Consider the following 21235-nt stretch of genomic DNA (forward strand, 5'->3'; position numbering starts at 1 on the left):
ACCCGATGGTCACGGTCCGCTCGGGCGGGAGAGATGCACGCGGGTCGCTTCCCTCTCGGCACAGGTCAGAAGGGGCCGCTCTCCGGATAGCCGGCCTTTATAACGGCCTTGCGGGTCTTCGTGTCGAGCCTCTTCTCGCTGATGACCTTGCCGGCCGCCGGTGCGGCGATCTTCACCTTGGCGCCCCAGCCCGAATACTTGGTATCGGTGTGGAAGACCATCTGGTCATAGGCGGTGCTGTCGCTGTCCGGCTGGGCCGTCGTGTCGACGACCGTGCGGGTGAGCAGGTTGCGTTCATCGAAGTACAGGTGGAACTCGACGCTGCCTTCCCCGGCGGACTTATTGTGCCGGAAGGCAGCGAGTGTGGTGGTGCCCTGATATTCGCCGGTCGTGACTTCTGAGGCGTTGTTCAGCATGAACTGCAGTTCCGCTGAAGTGACGCCCGCGTCGAGGATGGCGTTTCCGTGCCCGCTGGTCTTCGACTGGATCCAGGAACGACCGGAAGGCAGCGCCTTGGCGATGCCGGCGTTGGTCACGTAGGCGTTTCTACCTTCGGCGATGACCCTGTAGGGAGGGTTGAATCCTTTCTGGCGTGAGGACATGCGGACGCGGAGGTCGGCAGCCGCTACGTTGCCTTTGCCGAAAGCCAGGGTGCCGACAGTGCGGGTGTTCACCTGTACCTGCATAGATGCGTCGTTGGCGGTGAAATCTACGGTAATGCTGCTTGATTCGGTGATTTTTACGCCTTTGCCGGAGACCAGCTGGGCCTTCAGGGCTTTCACGGGGTCCACTGGAGCGGCCTGCACGGATGCGACGGACGCCGCCTGAGCGGGTACGGCCACCGCGCACACGGCCGCGGCCGTTGCTACGAGGCCTGCGAAGAAGAGCTTCATCAGCATCCTTGCTTGGGGGGATATAGCAGGGAAAGAGTATGAGGGTGGCCTCGGCGAGATAAGGGATATCCCGTAACGATCCTGTGTAGACCGGTGATGCCAAGTTGTGGTGATAGCCCTTGATAAAGGCGGGGTAGTTCTTGCGTCCGCTCTCGTATTTGCGAGTCAGGGCTGTGAGGTGGCCATCTCCAGGAAGGAAAACCCTGTCCGGGCACGCTGTGGCAAGACCCCAGGATGCCGGTGAGGCCCCAGGATGGCCGGCGTGGATGACCTTGCTGGAGTGCCGCAGAGGCCCATCGCTTGCGCGACAGTCCGCCTACGCTGTGGCTCAGTTGTAGGGGTTGTCGTAGGTCACGGATTTGGTGCGACTGTTGTAAGTGTTGCCGGGATAGAACCAGCCACCCGTCACGTACAAGGTGACGTTCGTGAGGGTAGCGGAGTGGGTGTATTCACCGTCGTAGAGGAATAGGGACACCTGGCATCCGGGGGGAGCGGCTGCCGTGCCTGTCTGGCTCGGATAGAAGACGGTGCTGCCGTTGACGGAGACGTAGAAGTTCGGCATGGGGTAGGACCCGCTCCCCCAGCACAGCCGGAGCGCGTACCTGAACTTCGTGTTCCCGTCGTCGAACGCCAGCGTGCCGGTCAGCTGGGCGAGCATGATCGACGGGCCGGCGTTCGAAGTCACCGTGATGGACACGGCCTGGTCTGGGCCGTAGGCGGCGTGCGCGGGAGCGACGGGCACCAGGATTGCCGCGAGTGTCGCGATGACGATGGCGACAGAGCCGGCCGCACGACGTACTTTGGAACGTGTCATTCCAACCTCATCTCTCGCATGATGTCGGCGGAGCGCGCACGGAGACTATTTTCGGGGCCTCCAGGTGTCCAGAGAGACGATCGAGAGTCACTGATTCGGCCGGCATTAACGTGTGCCATAGCAGCTCTCGCGAGGGTGAACCAGGCGTGCCACCAGGTCGGGGATCAGCCTGCGGAGCCGTAATACCGATGTGACGGGTGAAAGTTTCATTCCACCGGGTACACGGTCGACTCCGGCACCGGAGACGCACCGTTGGCATTACCAGCATCGTTCGAGCGTGAGCAGCGGCTCAGCGAACACAGGCGCCGGTGCGTCGGGATCCGCGGCGACAGCCTCCTCCAGGCGGCGGAAGCCGGCCTCCAGTTCGTCGGGACTGAGCTGAGCGAAGAACGAAAGAGTGCGCAGGCGCAGCCGTTGGAGCATGTCACCGCGGGTGCCCGACGGACGGCTCGGTAACCGTGCCGAAGCCGGCCACGCGCCAGCCGTCCGACGTGTGCTGCGGGGTGGCGGGCGGCTACTTCGATGGCCGTGTCGAGGTTGTCGGCCTCGTGGATGAACCAACCGCCGACGGCCTCCTTCATCCCAACGAACGGGCCGTCCGTTGTCAGGGTCTTGCCGCCTTCGACCCGCACGGTGGTCGCGTTCTCGGGTAGGCCCATCGGTACGCCGGGAGTGACGCCTGGCCTCTGATTGATCCCTTGGTAGTCGGCGTAGACCTGCTTCTGCTCGTCTTCGGGCAGCGCGGCCTGTCCCTCAAGCGCGGTGCCCTGATAGATCAGCACGACGTACTTCATCGCTTCCTCCTCGTTGCCACCAGATTGGTCGCGCAGTAAGACGAACGGTGAGTCACGAAATCGACAGGTCGACGCTGAAATCTTTCTCGCATCTGGTGCGAGCATGAGGCGGCCTTCCCTGTCGGCGGGTTCCAGCCGACCAAGGCCGGGTACCTGGACGCCATCGCCGACCGCCACGGTGCGACGGTGCAGCAGGTGGCCCTGGCCTGGTTGCCGGCCCGATCCCCGAACATCCTGGCGAACCCCGGCACCTGCTCGCTTCGGGCGTCAGAGTCGCCAGTAGACGGCGGTGGCGTCGTCGTGTGCCTTGCCGCGTGGCCAGCGGGCGCCGTGGGGGTCGGTGCGCTCGGCCATGCGGACCTGGTTGATGAGTTCGGCGGGACCGTCGTCTTCCAGGATGTTCAGGAGGCGTCGCCAGCTCGCGAGCTCGAAGCAGTCGACCAGACGCGATGCCCCGTCGCTGAGCAGCGCCGCAGCTCGTACCGCGTCAGGGGGAACGCTGCCGGTAAGAGAGTGCTCGGCGGCCATGGGGTCGGAGGAGGCGACCCAGTAGCCTCCATCGCGATTGCGGTGCTCGAGCTGGGCTTCTACGGAAACAAGGCGTTCCCGCTCGTGCTCCTTGGAGCCGGTGGGCAGAGTGTCCAGGTTCGTTCGCAGGGTCGCCGTGACATCAGCCAGACGATCATCGCTGACCACCATGGGTTCCGCAGCGGAGTTCAGGTCCAGGACGAGGATGGAGTCCGCCAGGACCAGCCAGTCCAGGGATTCCGTTGTCCGGCGGAGCAGGAGCACGGTTGCCGCAGGTGATCCGGGATGGGCGAGGTCGCAGGTCGAGGAGTGCAGAGAGGAGACGGTCTTGATGCTCTCGGCCAGCACGTCGGCCAACGGGCGATCGTCGGCCGTCAGCGTGGCGAGCAAGGACGAGCCGAGCATGCGCGTGTACCAGGCCACGGTGTGGATACATCCGGTCGGCAGTCGTGCGGGATAGCCGGCGCCGTCGAGAACGACCACCGTGTCGGGGGTCGCGCCGACGAAGTCTTCGTTCTCCCGGTTGAGACCACCCACCTCAGTGGCGAAGGCCAGGCTCACGCGGTCAGTTCTCCTCGTGTCGGTACAGCGGACTTGCCAACTCAGCCCGGCGTACGGCGACGACAGCCGAGTCAAGGCCCTCAAGCGCGACCGCTACGGGCGAGCCGGCTTCGACCCCTCCGAAAGATCACTCTATGCGGTCGATGCCGAAATGACCGTGGGTGACGGCGTCAGCGGCAGGCAACGCGGGAGATCTGGTGGCCCACCGCTGGCGTATCTGCGATGGGCACTGAGTCCAGGCTGCTCCTTACCGCGGGGTGGTAGGCGCGGGGACCGGACGTACAGCGATGGACTGGCTCAGCGGGCGCTCTCCACCCGTGAGGAACGGTGATCCCGTGGCCTCCTTCAGCGTGCCGCCGGATCCGATCTCGAACGCGGCCAGCTGGTTCGTGTCCCGGATCGCGGCGAAGACGTCCCGGCCGCCCGGTGTGATCGCGACCGCCGTGACCTCGGCCTGGTCAGGGGTGTGGACGGGGGAGTCGGCGGTCGGCTTGAGCGAGCCGTCCGCGAGGATCGTGAAGCCGAGCAGACCGCCGGAAGCTGTGTCTAAGTCCGGGTCGTTGCTGGCGACGTACAGGTGCAGACCGTCGGGCGTGACCTTGAGACCGACCGGCCCGGTGGGCGCGGGGAACGGCGACCCGGCCACGGGGGTCAGCGAGCCGTCCGCGCCGCGCCGGAACGCCCACACGTTCCGCCCGACCAACGAGGTCACGTACACCAAGCCGCCGTCCGGGCTGATCGCGATCCCGAAGTTGGCCTGCCCGACCTTCGCCACGGCTAGGACGGCACCGCCCGCTTGTGTGGACGACCAGATGGACAGGGATGACTTCTTGTACTTCATGGACTTCCCCGTGGTTCGACAGATGGGCCTACACCCGTTGGGCGTGCCATCCCGTTCCATCTGCCTCCGAAGCGTTCCTCCACATGGTCCGGTCCCCATACAGGCGCCGTCGTTGCCACCATGCCCAATCGGAATCGGGGGACGTCGGCGGAGCTGGTGAGGTTCGCCGGAGGTAATACCGGTCGACGGGGAGGACCAAGGCGTACAGATACGGTCTGGCCCACGGGGGTAAGGCGACAAGAGCCTGTTGAAGTCGCCGGCGGGGTGCGTCTCCTGCAGCGATCGCACGCGCACCTACCGACTACGCGGTCAGCGGTCCCGAGAAGGGCCGCCTCCTGCCAAGCCACCAAGGCCGCCGCTATCGCACCCGGCCGCATCCGGTCGACGTCATGAGCTTGATGATCGCACACCGAGAACGCGACCTCCGGACTCTCGGTGGCCCGAGAGCGTAGGTTGAACCTGAGACGGCAATCGCAGCGGTTGTTGTTGCCTCGCAGGGCTACCTACGCCTGTATCTCGTCATCAGGCAGCCTTTACTGGCCTACAGAGGCCGGGTGACAGGGACCACAGTAACCAGGTGGTCCAGGCCTTTGAAATCCTTCGGGTTGCAGGTGTAGAGAGGAATCCTGTTCGTGATGGCCACACAGGCAATCATGAGATCCGCTGTCCGAGGGCGAGGCCTGCGGCCCGAGGCGACGACGGCGGTCCACAACTGGCCGTACTCACGCGCCGCTGTGTCATCGAAGGGCAGCGGGTCGAATTCGGCCTCGGCGGTCTGCAAGATCTTCATCCGCTGGGCAAGTTCCTGTGGTTCCGTTGCCACCAGCACGCCGACTGATAGCTCCGCAGTGGTGATGGCGCTGATCATCATCTCGTCGGGGAGTTCGTCAGGGTTGATGCCGGCGCGCAAGATGAGGATGTTGGTGTCAAGCAGTCCTTGAGCGTGCGTCATTCCTCGCCCTTTGTGAACTCTCGTTTGCCGAGGGCGCGGTCGTAGGGATCGTAGAGGTCGTCGTTGACGTGACGATCCATGTCTGCACGATATTTCCGGTCATCCAGTTGCGGCATGCCGCGTGACATGGCGGCGAACTCGGCGCGTGAAACGGTCCGCCGTCGACGGCGGAGAGGGACCAGGTCGCCGATGTGATGGCCGTTACGGGTGACGGCGTATCGCTCTCCCCGCTCTAGACCATCCATGATTTCCGCTGACCGATTTCGTAGATCTCGCTGGGAGATCTCATGGGAGCGGTCCGGTTCAGGAGTGCTCATTCCTCAAGTGTACAAGTGTGTGCTATAAGGTGCTACCAGGTAGCACAATCGGGCGAAGTCCTGTAGACCCCGTGCATGTTCTGGCGGCTGGTAGTCGCCTCATCCGCGAGGCCGTCTGAGCAGCCTGGGTAAGGACCCCCGCTCCCCGGGATCCGCGGGTCCGGTGCTCGCGGGCGAGCTGATCTACCTTGTGACGCCCGCCGGCGAGGTGAGCGCGCACGACGTGCGCACTGGTGAGCCGCGCTGGCATCACGAACTCGGCAGCTCCGCCGCCTCGGCCGTCCGAACGGATGGGGAAGATATGTTCACCGAGGAGATCAGCCGGATTCTTCCCGACGACGGAGTCCTCTACGTACGCACCAGCGACTCCATCGTGGCGCTCTCCAAGGAGTACTGATGAGACAACATGTGCGCATTCCGTTGCCCGACGGCGATTCACTGGCGGCGACGGTGGCATTGCCGAAGGGGGCCGCGCCCGTGGCCGGATGGCCGGGGGTGGTGGTCGTGCACGAAATCTACGGCGTCGAACCGGACATGCTTGATGTGATGGACCTCTTCGCCGAGCGGGGGTACGCGGCGGTCCTGCCTGATCTGTACAGCCACGGGACCAGGGTCGGGTGCCTGGCGCGGGCTATGCACCAGCTCGCGACCGGCAAGCCGGGTCGGCCGACGGTCGACATCGATGCGACCCGGCAGTGGCTGGCCGGTCGTGAAGGCGTCGACGGTGGCCGGCTGGGTGTGATCGGCTTCTGCATGGGGGGCGGGTTCGCTCTGGCATATGCGGCGGGCGCGCCGCCCGGCGTGCGAGCCGCATCGGTGAATTATGGGCGGTTCCCCGGGGGCACGAGGAACTGCGGTCGGTGTGTCCGGTCGTGGGGTCCTACGGGGGTCGCGACCAAGGGTTTCGGTCGCACGGCAGGCGGCTGCAGGAGCATATGGCGGCGCTCGGCATCGAGCACGACGTCGAGATCTATCCGGCTGCCGGGCATTCCTTCATGACCGACGGTCATCATCCCATCGCGAAACTCGTGCTGTTCCCGCTGCGTCACGGTCTCGTCCGTTCGGCGGCGGACGACGCATGGCAGCGTACGTTCGGCTTCTTCGACGAACACGTCGCGAACCCCACGAGTAAGGGGGCCGGCGAACAGCCCGAAAATCGCTGAAGGCGGATGGCGCAATGCTCTTTCAAGGGGTCGGTGATGGCGGTGAACAGGTCAAAGGCCACTGTCCATGATGGAGTAGTGGCCCTTGACGTCGCGCTCTTCATCGCACTTGTGCGAAGGCTAGTCGCAGTGTTCGAAGCCGCTGGTGTACGAGCTGCTGCCGACCGAGCCGCCCCACTTGACGCATTGCCCTGCCGCGTCGCGCTTGACCGGTCCCGCGTAATAGTCGTAGCTGCCTGAGTCGGTCGTCCTGCTTTCCCCTTGCGGTTCCAGGAAGGCCGACACCGCCGACGCCGAGCCGAGGTTCGTCGTCTTCAACGTCGCCACGCAGTTGTAGCCATTACCCGAGTTGTAGAGCAGGTAAGTGCGACCACCAGTGAGGGCGGCTGAGTCGATGACGGAGTAGCCGCTGCCGCAGACCTCCTCGGCGGTGTAGGGGTTGCCACCGCAGGCGTTGGTGCTCGTGACGGCCTTCTTCTGGCCCAAGGACACGGTCACGCCGTCCACGGTCGGGCTGGTGTCCATCGCGCCGCTGGAGGTTCGCTGTTCGTAGTGCAGGTGGGGAGCGTTGGCGCCGCCCGTCGAGCCGACGGTCCCGATCGTGGTGCCCTGGCCTACGCTCAGTGAGCCGCCGGCCGACTTCACCATGGTCGCGAGGTGGGCGTATCGGGTTTTGGTGCCGTCGCTGTGCTGGATCTCTATCCACTTGCCGTAACTCGTGCTTCCCGCGTCGTAGAAGTACGCGGTGCCCGCAGCGGTGGCGCGGACGGTTTCGCCATTGATGTCATCGCCCCCGTAGTCCTGCCAGTCGATGGAGCCCGACGGGTTGTGGGCGGGGGTCCCGGTCCAGTTGTTGGCGTAGAAGGTCTTCCCACAGTTGAACGGGCTCTTGTGGGACACAGCCATGACGCTGCTGCCCTGCGCTGAGGCGGCTTGGGGAATCAGCGCGGTCGCGAGAGTGAGCGTCAGGGCAGTGATCGTGGTTCTGAGGGTCTTGGGCCAGGTCGGCTTGCCAGTTGTGGGCATGCTTGCCTCTCTGAACGAGTCGTATGGGGGGATACGGTTAGGCGCCCAGGTCCTGATGTCGGTGAGCCTCTTGGTGACAGAGCTGCGTCGGAGGGTCGATCATGAACATAACTCTGAAAGTTCTCTTCATCAATCTCTGTGAGATGAAATTTTGCGGCTGTTCCACATGTGGGGCCGCGTTCAACCAAGCGCGGCCAGGGCGCGACCTGCGAGCGGCTTTCGGGCACCTCGGATCAGGACGACCTCAATAGGCACCGCAGTCGATCCACGGTGGGCAACCGGTAGCGTCGAGGCCATGCGGCTTCATGTGGGATGCGCGATGTGGACTCACGTGCCCTGGCAGGGACGCTTCCTGCCGCATCCGCTTCCGCCCGGCGAACGCCTGCGGGCCTATGCCACCTGGTGCAATGCGGTGGAGGGCAACACGACGTTCTACGCGACACCGGCGCGGAACACCGTGGAGTCATGGGCCCGGCAGACCGACCCCGACTTCCGCTTCGTGGTCAAGCTGCCCAAGTCGATTACGCACGAGCGCCGCCTTACCGGCGTCGACGAGGAACTGCGCGCGTTTCTCGCGGCGATCGAGCCGCTCGAGTCGCGGGCCCACGCCCTCTGGGTCCAATTGCCGGGGTCATTCGGGCCCACCGACCTCGGCACCCTGGCGGGCTTTCTCCGTGGCCTGCCACCTTCGTACAGATACGCCGTCGAAGTGCGTCACCGGGCGTTCTTCGATGACGCGCGGTCAGAACGACTGCTCGAAGGTGTGCTCGCCCGCGCCGGTGCCGAATGGGTCCCGTTCGACACCACCACCCTTTTCCAGAGCCCTCCGACCAGCGACGCCGAACGAGACGCGTGGACGAAGAAGCCGCGTGTGCCGCGCCGGTCGACCGCTCTCACCGACCGTCCGATCGTGCGCTACCTCGGCCGGGACGCCACGGCACGTACGGTCGAGGGCTGGCAGGAGTGGGTCGCCACGGTCACCGAATGGCTGCGGGAAGGCCGCTCGCCGACGGTGTTCGTCCATACCCCTGACAACGCCGACGCGCTGACTCTCGCCCGCCGGTTTCACGACGACGTACGGGCCCGGGTGCCCGAGGTCGAGCCGCTCCCCGAGCCCATGCCGAGCGAGCCACTGACCTTGTTCTGAGCGCGAAACCACGTGTCCATCGGGCGGCTCTGAGGTGGCGCCGGGCAGGGGCTCACGTGTGCCCCTGCCCTATATGGATTTCACCCACGAACGAGCCTTCGCCATAGGCATCGCAAGCTCGTCCTGCACGAGACGTACCGCTTCGTCCTCGTCGCCGCGCACCTTGAGCTGGCGCACGCGACCAGTGATGTCCATGGCCCTCATCGGGTCTGTGTACTTGTGTATGCGCCGCTGCCGCATGACCTTGACCAGCTGCAGCACCCAATAGACGAGGAAGCTGAGAAAGAGTCCGGCGAAGATGAGAGAAATCACCGTTTCTAGCACGGATTGATCTTAAGATGCGGCCGCCGTCCGCCACGGATTTCACACGGGGGATTCGCCCAGCTCGCACGCAAGCTTTGCCTTTTGACGGGGCAGCAAACGGGGCAGCACACAAGACAGCACACAAGGCAGCAAACGTCACCGACCTGCTGATTCCCCGCTCACGACCGTCGGAGTCCTGACCCGCGGGCCGTGGTCATCTACGAGGTTCATCATGCGGACGCCTCGCTGCCCCCGATGGGAGACGCATCCGTCATTTCGGCATGTCGACATGGTCGCGAGACGCTTTCAGGGAAGGACGCCCGCCCATGACGATCTCTCTTGACACCGGCCGCCCCACAACCGGCCGCTACACAGTCGGCCTGGCCACGAGCGCCGCCGACGTACAGGCCGCGCAACGGCTTCGCCACGAGGTCTTCGTCGAGGAGATGGGGGCGCGGCTCGACAGCCCGATCTCCGGTCTCGACGCGGACAGGTTCGACGCGTACTGCGACCACCTCCTGGTCCGCTACGACGACAAAGTGGTCGGTACCTACCGGCTGCTCCCTCCGGGGCGTACGGACCGGCTGTACTCCGACGCCGAATTCGAGCTCGGCAACCTGGCGGTCCTCAGGCGGGACCTGGTCGAGGCGGGCCGCACCTGCGTACATCCCGATCACCGAGCCGGCACGGTCGTCGGCCTGATGTGGGCGGGCATCGCGCGCTACATGGTGAACGGTGGTGCCGTCCCGGCCGCTGGCGAAGCGGGAGATCGGCGAATGGCCGCTCATCCGTACCCTGGCCGCGGGCTCGGGCGCGCTGTTCATTGACAGGGAACGACTCTCCGCCCTGCCGTCGGCCGTCGCCACGGTCACGAACGCCCTCAGAGCGGGCGACACCGTGATCGCGTTCCCCGAGGGCACGACGTGGTGCGGGCGTGGGATGGGGGAGTTCCGGCCGGCCGTGTTCCAGGCGGCGATCGACGCGGGTGCCGCCGTACGCCCGGCCACGCTGCGCTACCGCGAGGGAGGCTCGACGTCGACCCGCGGCTGCTTTGTCGGGGACGACTCGCTTCTCGCCTCCCTCCTGCGGGTGACCGCGACCCGCCACCTGGACGTCGAGGTCACCCTCTTCGCTCCCGTACGCCTCGCGCCCACCGGACGGGGGCGGCACGAGGCGCGTGCCGCGCTGGCCAGGATCGCCGAGGCACAGGTACGCGCCGGCGTCGTGGAGCAGCACGAGGAAGTCATCGACCAGCGTGAGGAAGCCGTCGACCAGCGTGAGGAAGCCGTCGACCAGCACGAGGACCACGCCGACGCGCGTGTTCCCGGGCGCCGTGACCTGGCGCCGATATCGCCGTGACGCGGGCACCGGCACCCGGGTCGCCCGTCGTCACAGGACGACGGGCGACCCGGAGCGCCCTACCGAGCCAGAGACGCGAGGGTGTCCGGCTTGTTGGTGATGATGCCGTCCACTTCATAGCCGATCAGGCGACGCATGACATCGGGGTCGTTCACCGTCCAGGCGAAGACCGCCATCCCCAGGCTGTGGACGCGCCGGATGTACTGCTCGGTGATGTCGCCATACGGCGGGTTGATGTGGGTGGCGTAGGCCGCCACCTTCGGCAGGTCCGCCATGGCCGGCGTGCCGAGCAGGCCGATGGGCACCTGGGGCATGGCGCGGTGGAACGTACGCATCGAGGCCCAGCTGAACGACTGCACGACCAGCCGACCGGAGCTCATCCATGAGGTGTTGCGCCGCAGCTCGTCGGCGACCCGCTTCTCGATGCCGGGGTAGAGCTCCGGTGCCTTGATCTCCAGCAGCAGGCTGAGGCCGCTGCCGTCCATCTCGCGCAGGGTCTCTCCCAGCGTCGGTACGGGCTCGCCGTCGTACTTGGCGGCGAACCACGAGCCCGCGTCCAGCCGCCGGATCTCCGCGAGCGTGAAGTCGCCGACCCGCCAGGGCGCCCGGCCAGGGAAGACCTTCTCGACGTCCGTGGTGCGGGACAGAGTCGTGTCGTGCATCAGGACGAGCTCGTGGTCCTTGGTCTCCTGCACGTCGAGCTCGAACGCGTCGGCGCCCAGCTTGTCGGCCAGCTGGAACGCGGTGATGGTGTTCTCGGGCGCGTCCGCGGAGGCTCCGCGATGCGCGACGACCGTGATCTGGGGGGCTTCGAAGTAGATCGCTGACGACGGTGTGGCGGTCGCGGCGGGGGCTACGGTGACGAGGGCGGCGAGGGACGTGGCGATGATGGCTCCGAGTCGGGGGAACATGGGGCTCCTCGGGCTTGGGAAGGCAGCCGGCGATCCGAACTTGACAACCACGTGTGACGCGGAGTTGAGGGGAGAGCAACCCGCTGATGCCAGGCAGATGAGCATTGAGGGCACCGGCTATCTGGTCAGCGGCCCCCGCCCACGACGCGCTCCTGACGCTCCACTGATTGCCCTATGTCATCGGTCGAGCACGTGTCGTAACGAAGCCTTCCCCGTTCGGCGGCCCGCCACGCGCGGCCTTCCTGCCCCCGAGCCGGTGCGGGATCTTCGGTGTAGATCACGACCTGAAACGCATATGGCCCGAAGCGATGGTAAGTAGAGTTCTCGGAGGGTCCCACGGGAGATTCAGGATCGAGCGATGAACGAGCAGTGGCGGGAAATCGGCGACCGGGTCTATGTCCGGCGCCATGAGTCCTTCGACATGAACGTCGGCCTGATCGTCGGTGACGACCACTGCCTGGTGCTCGACACCCGCGTGTCCCACCGCGAGGCCGCCGACCTGATCGAGGCGATCAGGCGGGTCACCACCAGTCCGTGGACGGTCGTCAACACCCACTCCCACTTCGACCACTACTTCGGCAACGCGCTGTTCCTGCCGGGCGAGATCTGGGGTCACTCCAGGTGCGCCGAGGAGATCGAGTTGTACGGCGAGCAGCAGCGGGCCAAGTGGATCGAGCGCCTGCCCGAAGAGCGGCGGGCGGAGCTGGAAGAGGTGGAGATCGTCGCGCCCGACCACACGTTCACCTCGACGGCCACGCTCGACATCGGCGGCCGGATGGTGCACCTGCGTCATTTCGGCCTCGGCCACAGCAGCAACGACATCGTGGCGCACGTACCCGATGCCGGGGTGGTGTTCGCCGGTGACCTGATCGAAGAGGGCGCCCCGCCGGCCTTCGGCGACTCCTACCCGCTCGACTGGCCCGCCACGGTGGCCGCGATGCTGGCCGAGCTGCCCGAACGGGTGATCGTGCCGGGGCACGGCGCCGTGGTCGACCGCGCCTTCGCCCTCGCCCAGCAGGCCGAGCTGGTCACTGTGGCCGAGCTCGCCACGCGGGCGCACGTGGAGGGCCTACGGGACCTGATCACCCGTTTCCCCTACCCCGAGGACGTCGCCAGGCAGGCCATCGAACGTGCCTTCCTGCAGCTCGACAGCCAACTGGCCTGACCGAGGCCCTTCCCGCGACTCCACAGCCAACTCGCGTGACACAACGGCACGCTGGACAGCCGTACTGTCGTTTTCTATAGTGCATATTGCACTATAGAAGGAGGCATCATGGCACGACGCCATGACCTGGTCGGGCTCACCGTGCTCGCCATGCTCTCGGTACGTGCCAGCCACCCCTACGAGCTGCACCGCTTCATCGTCGACACGCACAAGGACTACGTGACCGGCCTGCCGCGCAGCCTCTACCACGCGGTCGAGCGGCTGGCGAAGGACGAGCTGATCGTGCCCGTGAAGACCGACCGCGAAGGCCGCCGGCCTGAGCGGACGGTCTACGAGATCACCGAAGAGGGCCTCCAGGAGCTGGCGACGAGGCTGCGCAGGCTGCTGGAGGAGCCGGATGCCGACCGGCGCACGCTGGTGGCCGCAGTCTCCCTGATCGGCGCATTGCAGGTGCCCGACGCCAAGCGAGCGCTGCGTACGCGTACGGCCTCCATCGAGGGGACGATCAGCGGCATCGAGGCGCACCGGCGGGCGATGGCGGAAAGCGGCCTGCCGGAGCTCCTCATGCTCGAGATGGAGTACGAGCAGGCTCTCTACACGGCCGAGCTGGCCTGGTTGCGCAGCGTGCTCGACCGGCTGGACAAGGGCGAGCTCGACTGGCCGGGCACGGTCAAGCAGTCGCTGATGGAGCAAGTGCTGGAAAGTTGAGCGGCCGCCGGGGTGAGCCAACACCCCAGCGGCCGGAAATCCGAACAAGGCGCCTGCCCTGTCCAGGACTCGCAGTCTCAGGATAGGCGCCGCGACCACAGGAGCAGTGCCATGTCCACTGAGATCAGAGACCTCCTCACCAGGCTCACCGAAGCCTGGAACGCCGGCGACGCGGCGGCCTACGCCGCGCTGTTCACCGAGGACGCCGACTACATCACCTTCTTCGGCCTGCACCTCGAGGGCAGGGAGGCCATCGAGGTCGCTCACCGGCAGCTCTTCCAGAGCCCGATCAAGCTGACCGGAGGCGGCGGCGAGCCCATCGTCAAGCCGCTGGGAGACGGCGTCGCGCTGGTGATCTCCGGTGGCGGCTCGACCGTCGACGGGCGGCCCGACCCGAGCCGCGACTCGATCGTCACCTTCACCGCCGTCAGTACACCCGGGGGCTGGCGCTTCGCCTCGTTCCAGAACACCCGGGTGCGCACGCCATGAGGAAGTCCCTGCTCGTCGAGGTGTCCGGGGTGGTCGAGGCACCACTTGAGCGGGTGCGCGAGGCGCTGATCAACCGCGATCCGCTGGTCAAAGGCGAGGGCCGGTTCACCGTCGAATACCTACCGGGTCACACCATGACCGTCGAGGTCACCGACCGTTCGATTGCCTACCAGGGCGGCTGGTGGTACCGGAGCGAATGGTCGCTGACCGGACACCCGCAGGGCACGCTCGTCGTCCATCGGGTCTACAACGTGGCCGAGCGGATGCGGTGGGCCGTACCGCTGGCGAACCGGTTCTTCATCGGCTTCGACAAGGCCACACGCGAGGGGTTCGCCGAGCGGCTCGCTCAGATAGGAGGGGATTTAGGGTGCTCCGTGCACCTCACTTAGGCCGGACTGTAGACGCCGACAACCCCACAGGAGCCGTCGGCGTCTACACCCGAGCCGGGTTCGAGATCTATCGGCGCGCCACGATGTACTCGCTGCCGATCACGCCAGTCTGATCTTGCCCTTCACCAGCTTGATCTTCTTTTTGGCGAGCGGACGCTTGGCCGGACCCTGCACCACCGCACCCGTCAGGGCGCTGAACTGGCTGCCGTGGCACGGGCAGTGGATCTTGCCCCCGCTCACGCTCGCCACCGTGCAGCCCTGATGGGTGCAGATGGCGCTGAAGCACTTGAAGACGCCCTTCGTCGGGTGGGTGATCACGTACTTGCCACTAACGATCTTGCCTTTTCCGACCGGGATGCTCTTGGCGCTGGCCAGGACCGGACCGGCAGCCTCCTCTTCCGCCTCAGCGGGGCGCGCCCACAGGAAAACGGCTCCTGCTGCGCCTGCGGCGGCGCCACCTCGGGTGATCAGTGCACGGCGTGTGAGCATGATTGCCTCCTTCAACTATCCACACGATGAGAAGTGGCTAGTGGTTCAGGGGAAATCTCGCGATAAATCCGCCTTCTTCGGCGAGCAGCGTGCCGCCGTGCAGCAGCGCGATGTCCCGCGCGATCGGCAACCCGAGCCCGGCCCCGCCGACATCCCTGGCCCGCGCCTCGTCCAGCCTGGTGAACCGGTCGAACACCGCCTCACGCTGCTCCACCGGGATCCCCGGCCCGTCGTCGAGCACCTGGAGCACGGCCTGGCCGTCCTCCTGGCGTACCCGCACCCGTACGACCGCCGCGGCGTGCCGCACCGCGTTGTCGACCAGGTTGGTCACCAGGCGGGCCAGGTGCGCCCGCGAGCCCTGGAAGACGACGTCGGGCTCCACGTCCAGCTCCATCCGCAGCTCGGGCCGCCGCTTGATGCGCAGCGACTCCTCCGCCGCCACCTGGCCGAGGTCGAGGTCGCCCGTACGCAGCGGTTCACCGGCGTCGAGCTTGGCCAGCAGAAGCAGGTCGGCCGCCAGCGACTGGAGGCGCTCCACGTCGGCGAGCGCCTCGGCGGTCAGCTCGCTCGGTTCGGCCAGCTCCAGCCGGGCCCGCAGTGTGGCGATGGGGCTGCGCAGCTCGTGCGCCGCGTCCGCGACGAATCGTTTGTGCGTCTCGACGGCCGTCTCCAGCCGGTCGAGCGTGCCGTTCACGGTGGTCGCCAGGGCGGCGATCTCGTCGCCCGAGCTTGGCACGGGCACCCGCTGGTGCAGGTCGCGGGCCGTGATGTCGGCCACCTTGGCCCTGATGGCCGCGACCGGAGCGAGCGTGCGGCCGACCGAGAACCAGGTCATACCGGCCACCACGAGCAGCAGCGCGGGCACGCCCGGCAGGAGGGCGCCGTTGAGTGTGGCCAGCGCCTGGTCGGCACCGTCGAGCGAGGCCCTGGCCAAGATCATCGCCGATCCCTTGGCCGTCGACACGGGCATGCGCGCGACCGCGAAGTCACTGCCCTGCGCCCAGTTCGTCGCCGCCGGCGTCCCCACTGTCGTGAGCAAGACGTCCGGATCGGCGACCCGCAGCGCGAGCGCCGGCTGAACCACCGACCCGGCCACGAAGTCATCGGCGAGGCGCGCCCGTCCGCCTACGGTCGGCGCCGCCGCGGACGCGTCGCTGGTGGTGCGTGCCCGTTCGGAGGCGGGCGTCTGGACCGTTGCGGGCTGGCTGAGTACGGCGGTCAGGTCGACGGTCTGCGCGTACGGCGCCGCGGCCACGGCCTTCCTGGCCGCCTCCGCGCCCGCGCTGCTCTGCAGGCTGCCCCGCAGCGCCAGCACCAGCACGACCGCCGCCAGCCCCAGCGCCACGGCCACCACCAGCGTCGCCGCCGCGGTCGCGCGCAGCCGTACAGACGCCAGCCCCACCGGCAGCCGACCCGGCAGCCCCGGCAACCTCGGCAGCCGCCCCGCGAACCGCGTGGCGGCCTGTCCGGATGCCCGCCGGGCCCGTCCCGAGGTCAGGTGATCGCGCCACCAGGTCATGCCGCCTCCAGTCGGTACCCGGCGCCACGCACCGTCACCAGGGTCGTCCTGCCGAATGGTTGGTCGATCTTGCGGCGCAGCGCGCTGATGTACACCTCCACGATGTTCGGATCCCCGTCGTAGGAGAAGTCCCACGCCTGCGCCAGTAACTCGCTCTTGGAGACCACCTCACCGGCCCGCCGCGCCAGCCCGTGGAGCACCGCGAACTCCTTCGGCGTCAGCGCGATCTGCACCTCTCCCCGGCGGCAGCGCAGCCCGGCCGGATCCACGACCAGGTCCCCGACCGTGATCGTCACCGGCCGCTCGTGCCCGCCCCTCCGTACGAGCGCGCGCAGCCTGGCCAGCAGCACCACGTACGAGAACGGCTTGGCCAAGTAGTCGTCGGCGCCCGTGTCGAGCGCCTCGGCCTCGTCGTAGATGCCGTCCTTGGCGGTGAGCATCATGATCGGCGTCCAGTTGCCGGCCTCGCGCAGCCGCGAGCACACGGTGTAGCCGTTCAGCCTGGGCAGCATCACGTCGAGCACGATCACGTCGTACGCGTTCTCCGAAGCCATCCACAGCCCGTCGCGCCCGTCGTAGGCCACGTCGACGGCGAACCCCTCACCCGCCAGGCCGCCCTTGATCAGGTCGGCCAGCCGCTGCTCGTCCTCCACCAGTAGCACTCGCACACCGACAGGGTCCCGCACCCTACCTAAAGCCAACCTGAAGATCATTTAGGCTGCCTTCAGGATCACTTCAGGTACGGCGGGCCAGGCTCGGGGCGTCCGATCGTTTCCAGCAAGGAGATTCCATGTTCAAGCGACGTCTCGCGGTCCTCGGTGCGGTGGGCGTGCTCGTGCTCACGGGCCTGGGCGGATCCGCGATGGCCGACGAGGCTCCGTCGACCGTCCCGGGGGTCAAGGTGACGTGTACGACGAGCGACGGCAAGACCATCGCGTTCGCCGAGCGGGCGCGCGCCGCCAGGGACTTCGCCGTCAAGCCGGGCGAGAAGGCGCCCGAGGGGGGTGTGGCCGTGCGCCGCCTGGATGACCAGACGATCGAGATCGAGTCGCTCCCGGAGGGGGCGGTCACGGAGGCGGTCCCGGCCAAGCCCGCAGTCAAGGGCGAGGGGTTCACCGCCGAAGGCGGCGAGCCGGCCGACGACGCCGGGAAGACGGGCATCGCCCGGCCGACGGAGGAGGGCGGCGTACCGGCCAAGACCCTCGCCACCACGGTCGCCGTCAAGTGCGAGCCGACTAAGTGAGACCGCGCTCGCCGTAGCACCGGGGGCGCACGGCGGGCGCGCTCACTCGGGCAACGACGGGTGCGGCCGCACGGCGGGCGTGCCCACTCGGGCAAGCGACAGGCGCGGTTCCAGGGCGCGCTCACTCGGGCAACGACGGGTGCGGCCCCAAGGCCCAGTACTCGAACAGGCCGTGACCCACGAGCCCGTCGTACTCGAAGCGGCCCACGGCGTCGACCATCCCCCACATCTTGGTCGCGTCGTCGGGCAGCGTGTACGTCACGCCCTGCACGACCGGCTCCGCACCCTGGTACATCCCGTGCTTCCAGTCCGGCTCCAGGCCGTAACCGGTGCCGACCATGAGGTGGACCGGCAGCACGGGCGTGCACCGCACGTCGAACGCCTTGCCGCCAGGAGGGGAGAACGTGATCGTGGCCTCGACGACGTCCCGGGTCCCGGGAGCGTAGACGGGGTGGTACTCGGGCCGGCCCAGATACTCCTCCTCGCGCCCGTCGGACCAGACCCTGGTGGCCTCTTCCAGGACACGGCGGCCCTTCTCGTCCTCCTGGATGATGCAGAGGATCGCGTGGTCGTCGAACCTCATGGGCGTGTACAGCCAGTAGAAGCTGCCCGCGTTCTTCGCCTGGATGCCCGGCGGCTCGGGCTCGCCGACGGGCCTGATGCCCCAGGACCGGTCGCGGGTGCCCTGCCATCGGTCCGGGGTGACGGATATCTCGTCATCCCCGACGCGGATGTGGCCGGACCAGAGCCCGGTCTGCGCCAGCCGTACGGAGTCGAAGATGACCCGCTCCTGCCAGCGGACGAAGTGCCGTGGCTCGAGCGTCGCCGGGATCGTGCCCTCCCAGGTGAGGTCGAAGGACAGGCCATGCTCGTTGGGCTCCAGGATGATCTGGAGCCGTTTGAGCCCTTCGATGACCTTCACCTGGAACGGGCCGATCTCGGTGTTCATCCGGTCGGTGCCGAGCTCGCGCGAGGCGCGGACGACCCGGTGCAGGTTCCCGTAGCGGACGCAGGCGAAGGCGTCGGTGACGCCCAGGTTGGGGTACTGGCCGGCGCCCACGATCAGCATGAGCTCGTCGGTACCGGCGTGGCAGTTGAAGTAGTAACGGTCGTAGAAATTGCGGTCCGAGGTCGCCACGTGCCGCATGACCTGAGCCGCCTGGTGGATGGGGTAGTCGTCGAGCGGGGACAGCGCCATGCCGCCGGTTGTAGCAAGCGCTTGGTATAGACGTCAACGCCTACGGACGGAAACCCGCCTCCCGAACGCCAAGCGCGCCCTCCGAACGAACATGAAGCGACCCCGAACGCGAAAGCGCGCCCCCCGGACCGAAGAGCCCCGAACGCGAAAGCGCGCCCCCCGGACCGAAGAGCCCCGAACGCGAAAGCGCGCCCGCCGCTCGATCGAGTGGGGGGCGCGCTTTCGCGCGGATCATGTCATCTTGCGCGATGCCTCATCCGCCTTGTCGGACACCTCGGACGCCATCCTCTCGGTGGCGTCCGCGGTCTTGTCCGCCTTGTCGCTGGCCCACTGCGACGCGTCCGAGGCCGAGTCCTTCATGTGCTCGGTCCACTGTCGGGCGTTACGCCGGTAGAACAGATAACCGATCGCGCCGACAGCGACACCGGTCAAAAAGATCATGACCGGCATCCCCCGCGACCTGCGCGGGGAAGGGTCGATCCGCTCGGCCGCGTTGACCAGCATGGCGCTGATCTTGGGGGCGAGTTCTTCCTCGACCCGATGCGCGGCCTCTTCCAGCCTCGGTGCCGCCCAGTAGCGGGCGTCCTCGACGCGCTGGGCGGCGACCACCTTGGCCTGATCCGCCATCGGCGCCATTTGCCGGCCAGTTCTCATGGCCCGGGCCTTCATACGGCCCATCCACGTGGTTGGGACTACGATGACCACGCGGCGATTTTTCAGTGTCAGGGACACAACAACCTCCCCTGCTTGATGGGGCCCCGAGCCTGACCTTCCCGTAGCGAAGCGGCTCAATCATGGCCGTCCGTGGCAGGATGGCTTTCGCGGCCTAAACGACCGTGGTCATCAAAATCGACAAAACCAACCTTGTACATAGAGGGGGCAGCTGTCTCGTGGCCGAGAAGCTGATCGCAAACCTGCAGACAAATCGCGGAAACATCAAGATAGAACTCTTCCCCAACAAGGCTCCCAAGACGGTCCGCAACTTCGTCGAGCTCGCCGAAGGCGGCCGCGAGTGGACCCACCCGGGCACCGGGGAGACGAGCACCGGCCGTTACTACGACGGCACGATCTTCCACCGGGTGATCCCCGGCTTCATGATCCAGGGCGGTGACCCGCTGGGCGAGGGCATCGGCGGCCCCGGCTACGACTTCGACGACGAGATCCACCCGGACCTCTACTTCAACCGCCCTTACCTCCTGGCCATGGCCAACGCCGGCATCCGGTTCGGCAAGGGCACCAACGGCTCGCAGTTCTTCGTCACGGTCGTGCCCACGCCGCATCTCAACGGCAAGCACACCATCTTCGGCGAGGTGATCGAGGGCCAGGACATCGTCGACGCGATCGCCAAGACGCCGACCGGCCAGCGCGACAAGCCGATCGACGAGGTGGTTCTGGAGTCGGTCACGATCGACCGCGTCCAGGGCTGACCAAGAAGCACCGTCCCAGGCCCTCCAAGGCCGCCCAAGGCGCACGGGGCGGGCTGTACGCGCCAGCGCGGCGATGCCGCGCAGGCCATAGGCTGCGGTCATGACCAGCCAGCCGCCCAGCCCGCCCCCGCAGCCAGAGCAGCCCGCGGAGACCGTGCCGACGTGCTACCGGCACCCGAACAAAGAGACCTGGGTCCGCTGCCAGCGCTGCGAGCGGCCCATCTGCCCCGACTGCATGCGCGACGCCGCCGTGGGCTTCCAGTGCCCGGAGTGCGTGAGCGAGGGCAATCGAGGGGTACGCCAGGCGCGGTCGGCGTTCGGCGGCGCCGTGGTCACCACGCCATACGTCACCTGGGTGACTCTGGCGCTCAACGTGCTCGTCTTCGGCGCCCAATATCTGACGGGCAACGCGGTCACCGAACAACTGGCCATGCGGCCGTACAACGTCGTCGCCGGGCATGAGTACTATCGGCTGCTCACGTCGGCGTTCGTGCACGACGGGCCGTTCCACATCCTGTTCAACTGCTGGGCGCTCTACGTCATCGGCCCCTACCTGGAGCGGGCCTTCGGGCACACCCGCTACCTGGCCGTCTACCTGGTCAGCGCGCTGGGCGGCTCGGTGCTCGGCTACTGGCTCGACCCGCTCGGCCAGTACACCGTGGGGGCTTCAGGAGCCATCTTCGGCCTGTTCGGCGCCGTGTTCGTGGTGGGACGCAAGCTGAACATGGACGTACGCGGCATCGCCGTGCTGATCGCGATCAACCTGGCGATAACCTTCCTGGTCTCCGGCATCAGCTGGACCGGCCACATCGGCGGACTCATCACCGGATCGGTCCTCGCCGGGGCCCTGGCCTACGCTCCCAAGAGCAACAGGACCCTCTGGCAGGTGCTGACGGTCGTGGGAGCGCTGGCCATCCTGGTCGGGCTCGTGGCCGTCAGATCCTCGGCCCTCCTGAGCGGCGTGGGCTGACTTCCCCAGGGTGTGGAAAAACTGTGGAA

Annotated in this window: 27 protein-coding genes and 1 pseudogene; 13 read left to right on the forward strand and 15 right to left on the reverse strand. The window is 67.1% G+C overall.

The genetic code is table 11. The features are described 5' to 3' along the window. Positions 1-65 precede the first annotated feature (65 nt). The 7 genes from AB0H88_RS36610 to AB0H88_RS36640 all read right to left on the reverse strand — a co-directional run bounded on the left by AB0H88_RS36610 (position 66) and on the right by AB0H88_RS36640 (position 5700). Entirely contained in the window at positions 66-893 is an 828-nt protein-coding gene (locus tag AB0H88_RS36610; RefSeq protein WP_357652713.1) for a hypothetical protein, read from the reverse strand. Positions 894-1221: 328 nt separating this feature from the next. Next, complete coding sequence (locus tag AB0H88_RS36615; RefSeq protein ID WP_357652715.1) at positions 1222-1707, reverse strand: hypothetical protein; 486 nt, start codon at positions 1705-1707, stop codon at positions 1222-1224. A gap of 206 nt (positions 1708-1913) precedes the next feature. After that, the gene (locus tag AB0H88_RS36620; RefSeq protein WP_357652717.1) at positions 1914-2678 is read right to left on the reverse strand and encodes a YciI family protein; all 765 of its coding nucleotides are present in this window, start codon (positions 2676-2678) and stop codon (positions 1914-1916) included. Between the two features lie 90 nt (positions 2679-2768). Then, the gene (locus tag AB0H88_RS36625; protein ID WP_357652719.1) at positions 2769-3590 is read right to left on the reverse strand and encodes an integrase; all 822 of its coding nucleotides are present in this window, start codon (positions 3588-3590) and stop codon (positions 2769-2771) included. 247 nt (positions 3591-3837) lie between these two features. Then, positions 3838-4431, reverse strand: coding sequence for a beta-propeller fold lactonase family protein (locus AB0H88_RS36630; protein ID WP_357652721.1), 594 nt, complete (start codon positions 4429-4431; stop codon positions 3838-3840). A gap of 541 nt (positions 4432-4972) precedes the next feature. After that, positions 4973-5383: a type II toxin-antitoxin system VapC family toxin gene (locus tag AB0H88_RS36635; RefSeq protein ID WP_357652723.1), complete on the reverse strand. Its 411-nt coding sequence runs from the start codon at positions 5381-5383 to the stop codon at positions 4973-4975. Continuing rightward, a complete protein-coding gene (locus AB0H88_RS36640) occupies positions 5380-5700 on the reverse strand; it encodes a prevent-host-death protein (RefSeq protein ID WP_357652725.1) in 321 nt (106 codons plus the stop codon). The genes AB0H88_RS36635 and AB0H88_RS36640 overlap by 4 nt, the downstream gene beginning before the upstream one ends. A gap of 124 nt (positions 5701-5824) precedes the next feature. Between AB0H88_RS36640 and AB0H88_RS36645 the strand changes: the two genes are divergently transcribed. From AB0H88_RS36645 to AB0H88_RS36655, 3 genes and pseudogenes are all read left to right on the forward strand, one after another. Next, positions 5825-6097 (forward strand): PQQ-binding-like beta-propeller repeat protein, encoded by a 273-nt coding sequence (locus AB0H88_RS36645; protein ID WP_357653007.1) that lies wholly within the window; start codon positions 5825-5827, stop codon positions 6095-6097. Beyond that, a pseudogene (locus tag AB0H88_RS36650) lies at positions 6097-6525 on the forward strand (dienelactone hydrolase family protein); the annotation flags it as partial. The gene AB0H88_RS36645 and the pseudogene AB0H88_RS36650, both read left to right, overlap by 1 nt. A 35-nt stretch (positions 6526-6560) precedes the next feature. Continuing rightward, positions 6561-6863 carry a dienelactone hydrolase family protein gene (locus AB0H88_RS36655; RefSeq protein WP_357652727.1) on the forward strand — a complete coding sequence of 101 codons (303 nt, stop codon included), beginning with the start codon at positions 6561-6563 and terminating at the stop codon, positions 6861-6863. Between the two features lie 120 nt (positions 6864-6983). Here AB0H88_RS36655 and AB0H88_RS36660 read toward each other — a convergent pair whose 3' ends face one another. Then, positions 6984-7889 carry a M23 family metallopeptidase gene (locus AB0H88_RS36660; protein ID WP_357652729.1) on the reverse strand — a complete coding sequence of 302 codons (906 nt, stop codon included), beginning with the start codon at positions 7887-7889 and terminating at the stop codon, positions 6984-6986. 295 nt (positions 7890-8184) lie between these two features. Between AB0H88_RS36660 and AB0H88_RS36665 the strand changes: the two genes are divergently transcribed. After that, positions 8185-9036 (forward strand): DUF72 domain-containing protein, encoded by an 852-nt coding sequence (locus tag AB0H88_RS36665; RefSeq protein WP_357652731.1) that lies wholly within the window; start codon positions 8185-8187, stop codon positions 9034-9036. Between the two features lie 69 nt (positions 9037-9105). Here the strand turns inward: AB0H88_RS36665 and AB0H88_RS36670 are convergent, their stop codons facing one another. After that, a complete protein-coding gene (locus AB0H88_RS36670; protein WP_357652733.1) occupies positions 9106-9360 on the reverse strand; it encodes a hypothetical protein in 255 nt (84 codons plus the stop codon). A 305-nt stretch (positions 9361-9665) separates the two neighbouring features. Between AB0H88_RS36670 and AB0H88_RS36675 the strand changes: the two genes are divergently transcribed. Together AB0H88_RS36675 and AB0H88_RS36680 are read left to right on the forward strand one after the other, a co-directional pair. Beyond that, entirely contained in the window at positions 9666-10166 is a 501-nt protein-coding gene (locus AB0H88_RS36675) for a GNAT family N-acetyltransferase (protein ID WP_357652735.1), read from the forward strand. After that, positions 10078-10698, forward strand: coding sequence for a lysophospholipid acyltransferase family protein (locus AB0H88_RS36680; RefSeq protein WP_357652737.1), 621 nt, complete (start codon positions 10078-10080; stop codon positions 10696-10698). Before AB0H88_RS36675 ends, AB0H88_RS36680 begins: the two co-directional genes overlap by 89 nt. 59 nt (positions 10699-10757) lie before the next feature. Here AB0H88_RS36680 and AB0H88_RS36685 read toward each other — a convergent pair whose 3' ends face one another. Beyond that, complete coding sequence (locus AB0H88_RS36685; RefSeq protein WP_357652739.1) at positions 10758-11609, reverse strand: glycerophosphodiester phosphodiesterase family protein; 852 nt, start codon at positions 11607-11609, stop codon at positions 10758-10760. A 358-nt stretch (positions 11610-11967) separates the two neighbouring features. Between AB0H88_RS36685 and AB0H88_RS36690 the strand changes: the two genes are divergently transcribed. From AB0H88_RS36690 to AB0H88_RS36705, 4 genes are all read left to right on the forward strand, one after another. Next, on the forward strand, positions 11968-12774 hold the full coding sequence (locus tag AB0H88_RS36690) for an MBL fold metallo-hydrolase (protein ID WP_357652741.1): 807 nt from the start codon (positions 11968-11970) through the stop codon (positions 12772-12774). A 108-nt stretch (positions 12775-12882) separates the two neighbouring features. Beyond that, on the forward strand, positions 12883-13482 hold the full coding sequence (locus tag AB0H88_RS36695; protein WP_357652743.1) for a PadR family transcriptional regulator: 600 nt from the start codon (positions 12883-12885) through the stop codon (positions 13480-13482). 111 nt (positions 13483-13593) lie between these two features. Continuing rightward, the gene (locus tag AB0H88_RS36700; RefSeq protein ID WP_357652745.1) at positions 13594-13971 is read left to right on the forward strand and encodes an SgcJ/EcaC family oxidoreductase; all 378 of its coding nucleotides are present in this window, start codon (positions 13594-13596) and stop codon (positions 13969-13971) included. Next, complete coding sequence (locus AB0H88_RS36705) at positions 13968-14360, forward strand: hypothetical protein (RefSeq protein WP_357652747.1); 393 nt, start codon at positions 13968-13970, stop codon at positions 14358-14360. Before AB0H88_RS36700 ends, AB0H88_RS36705 begins: the two co-directional genes overlap by 4 nt. 99 nt (positions 14361-14459) lie before the next feature. Here AB0H88_RS36705 and AB0H88_RS36710 read toward each other — a convergent pair whose 3' ends face one another. From AB0H88_RS36710 to AB0H88_RS36720, 3 genes are read right to left on the reverse strand one after another with little or no spacing between them, the layout of a single operon-like run. Further along, entirely contained in the window at positions 14460-14864 is a 405-nt protein-coding gene (locus tag AB0H88_RS36710; RefSeq protein WP_357652749.1) for a Rieske (2Fe-2S) protein, read from the reverse strand. A gap of 22 nt (positions 14865-14886) precedes the next feature. Then, the gene (locus tag AB0H88_RS36715; RefSeq protein WP_357652751.1) at positions 14887-16368 is read right to left on the reverse strand and encodes a HAMP domain-containing sensor histidine kinase; all 1482 of its coding nucleotides are present in this window, start codon (positions 16366-16368) and stop codon (positions 14887-14889) included. After that, complete coding sequence (locus AB0H88_RS36720; RefSeq protein ID WP_357652753.1) at positions 16365-17036, reverse strand: response regulator transcription factor; 672 nt, start codon at positions 17034-17036, stop codon at positions 16365-16367. Before AB0H88_RS36720 ends, AB0H88_RS36715 begins: the two co-directional genes overlap by 4 nt. A 122-nt stretch (positions 17037-17158) precedes the next feature. Between AB0H88_RS36720 and AB0H88_RS36725 the strand changes: the two genes are divergently transcribed. Further along, on the forward strand, positions 17159-17611 hold the full coding sequence (locus tag AB0H88_RS36725) for a hypothetical protein (protein ID WP_357652755.1): 453 nt from the start codon (positions 17159-17161) through the stop codon (positions 17609-17611). 121 nt (positions 17612-17732) lie between these two features. Here AB0H88_RS36725 and AB0H88_RS36730 read toward each other — a convergent pair whose 3' ends face one another. Next, complete coding sequence (locus AB0H88_RS36730; RefSeq protein ID WP_357652757.1) at positions 17733-18809, reverse strand: hypothetical protein; 1077 nt, start codon at positions 18807-18809, stop codon at positions 17733-17735. 231 nt (positions 18810-19040) lie between these two features. Next, positions 19041-19541, reverse strand: coding sequence for a YtxH domain-containing protein (locus AB0H88_RS36735; RefSeq protein WP_357652759.1), 501 nt, complete (start codon positions 19539-19541; stop codon positions 19041-19043). Between the two features lie 158 nt (positions 19542-19699). On the opposite strand from AB0H88_RS36735, the gene AB0H88_RS36740 reads away from it, so the two are divergent. After that, positions 19700-20236, forward strand: a complete 537-nt coding sequence (locus AB0H88_RS36740; protein WP_357652761.1) for a peptidylprolyl isomerase — start codon at positions 19700-19702, stop codon at positions 20234-20236. Between the two features lie 100 nt (positions 20237-20336). After that, the gene (locus AB0H88_RS36745) at positions 20337-21206 is read left to right on the forward strand and encodes a rhomboid family intramembrane serine protease (RefSeq protein ID WP_357652763.1); all 870 of its coding nucleotides are present in this window, start codon (positions 20337-20339) and stop codon (positions 21204-21206) included. Positions 21207-21235: the final 29 nt, after the last annotated feature.

Origin of the sequence: Nonomuraea sp. NPDC050680, from assembly GCF_040654555.1 — a bacterium.
Lineage (GTDB): Bacteria > Actinomycetota > Actinomycetes > Streptosporangiales > Streptosporangiaceae > Nonomuraea.

Coding starts and splice junctions, on each gene's coding strand:
- AB0H88_RS36630 (WP_357652721.1), bottom strand. CDS start 4,431: ATGAAGTACAAGAAGTCATCCCTGTCCATCTGGTCGTCCACACAAGCG.
- AB0H88_RS36615 (WP_357652715.1), bottom strand. CDS start 1,707: ATGACACGTTCCAAAGTACGTCGTGCGGCCGGCTCTGTCGCCATCGTC.
- AB0H88_RS36635 (WP_357652723.1), bottom strand. CDS start 5,383: ATGACGCACGCTCAAGGACTGCTTGACACCAACATCCTCATCTTGCGC.
- AB0H88_RS36700 (WP_357652745.1), top strand. CDS start 13,594: ATGTCCACTGAGATCAGAGACCTCCTCACCAGGCTCACCGAAGCCTGG.
- AB0H88_RS36695 (WP_357652743.1), top strand. CDS start 12,883: ATGGCACGACGCCATGACCTGGTCGGGCTCACCGTGCTCGCCATGCTC.
- AB0H88_RS36660 (WP_357652729.1), bottom strand. CDS start 7,889: ATGCCCACAACTGGCAAGCCGACCTGGCCCAAGACCCTCAGAACCACG.
- AB0H88_RS36610 (WP_357652713.1), bottom strand. CDS start 893: ATGAAGCTCTTCTTCGCAGGCCTCGTAGCAACGGCCGCGGCCGTGTGC.
- AB0H88_RS36705 (WP_357652747.1), top strand. CDS start 13,968: ATGAGGAAGTCCCTGCTCGTCGAGGTGTCCGGGGTGGTCGAGGCACCA.
- AB0H88_RS36640 (WP_357652725.1), bottom strand. CDS start 5,700: ATGAGCACTCCTGAACCGGACCGCTCCCATGAGATCTCCCAGCGAGAT.
- AB0H88_RS36730 (WP_357652757.1), bottom strand. CDS start 18,809: ATGGCGCTGTCCCCGCTCGACGACTACCCCATCCACCAGGCGGCTCAG.
- AB0H88_RS36675 (WP_357652735.1), top strand. CDS start 9,666: ATGACGATCTCTCTTGACACCGGCCGCCCCACAACCGGCCGCTACACA.
- AB0H88_RS36745 (WP_357652763.1), top strand. CDS start 20,337: ATGACCAGCCAGCCGCCCAGCCCGCCCCCGCAGCCAGAGCAGCCCGCG.
- AB0H88_RS36665 (WP_357652731.1), top strand. CDS start 8,185: ATGCGGCTTCATGTGGGATGCGCGATGTGGACTCACGTGCCCTGGCAG.
- AB0H88_RS36690 (WP_357652741.1), top strand. CDS start 11,968: ATGAACGAGCAGTGGCGGGAAATCGGCGACCGGGTCTATGTCCGGCGC.
- AB0H88_RS36725 (WP_357652755.1), top strand. CDS start 17,159: ATGTTCAAGCGACGTCTCGCGGTCCTCGGTGCGGTGGGCGTGCTCGTG.
- AB0H88_RS36715 (WP_357652751.1), bottom strand. CDS start 16,368: ATGACCTGGTGGCGCGATCACCTGACCTCGGGACGGGCCCGGCGGGCA.
- AB0H88_RS36685 (WP_357652739.1), bottom strand. CDS start 11,609: ATGTTCCCCCGACTCGGAGCCATCATCGCCACGTCCCTCGCCGCCCTC.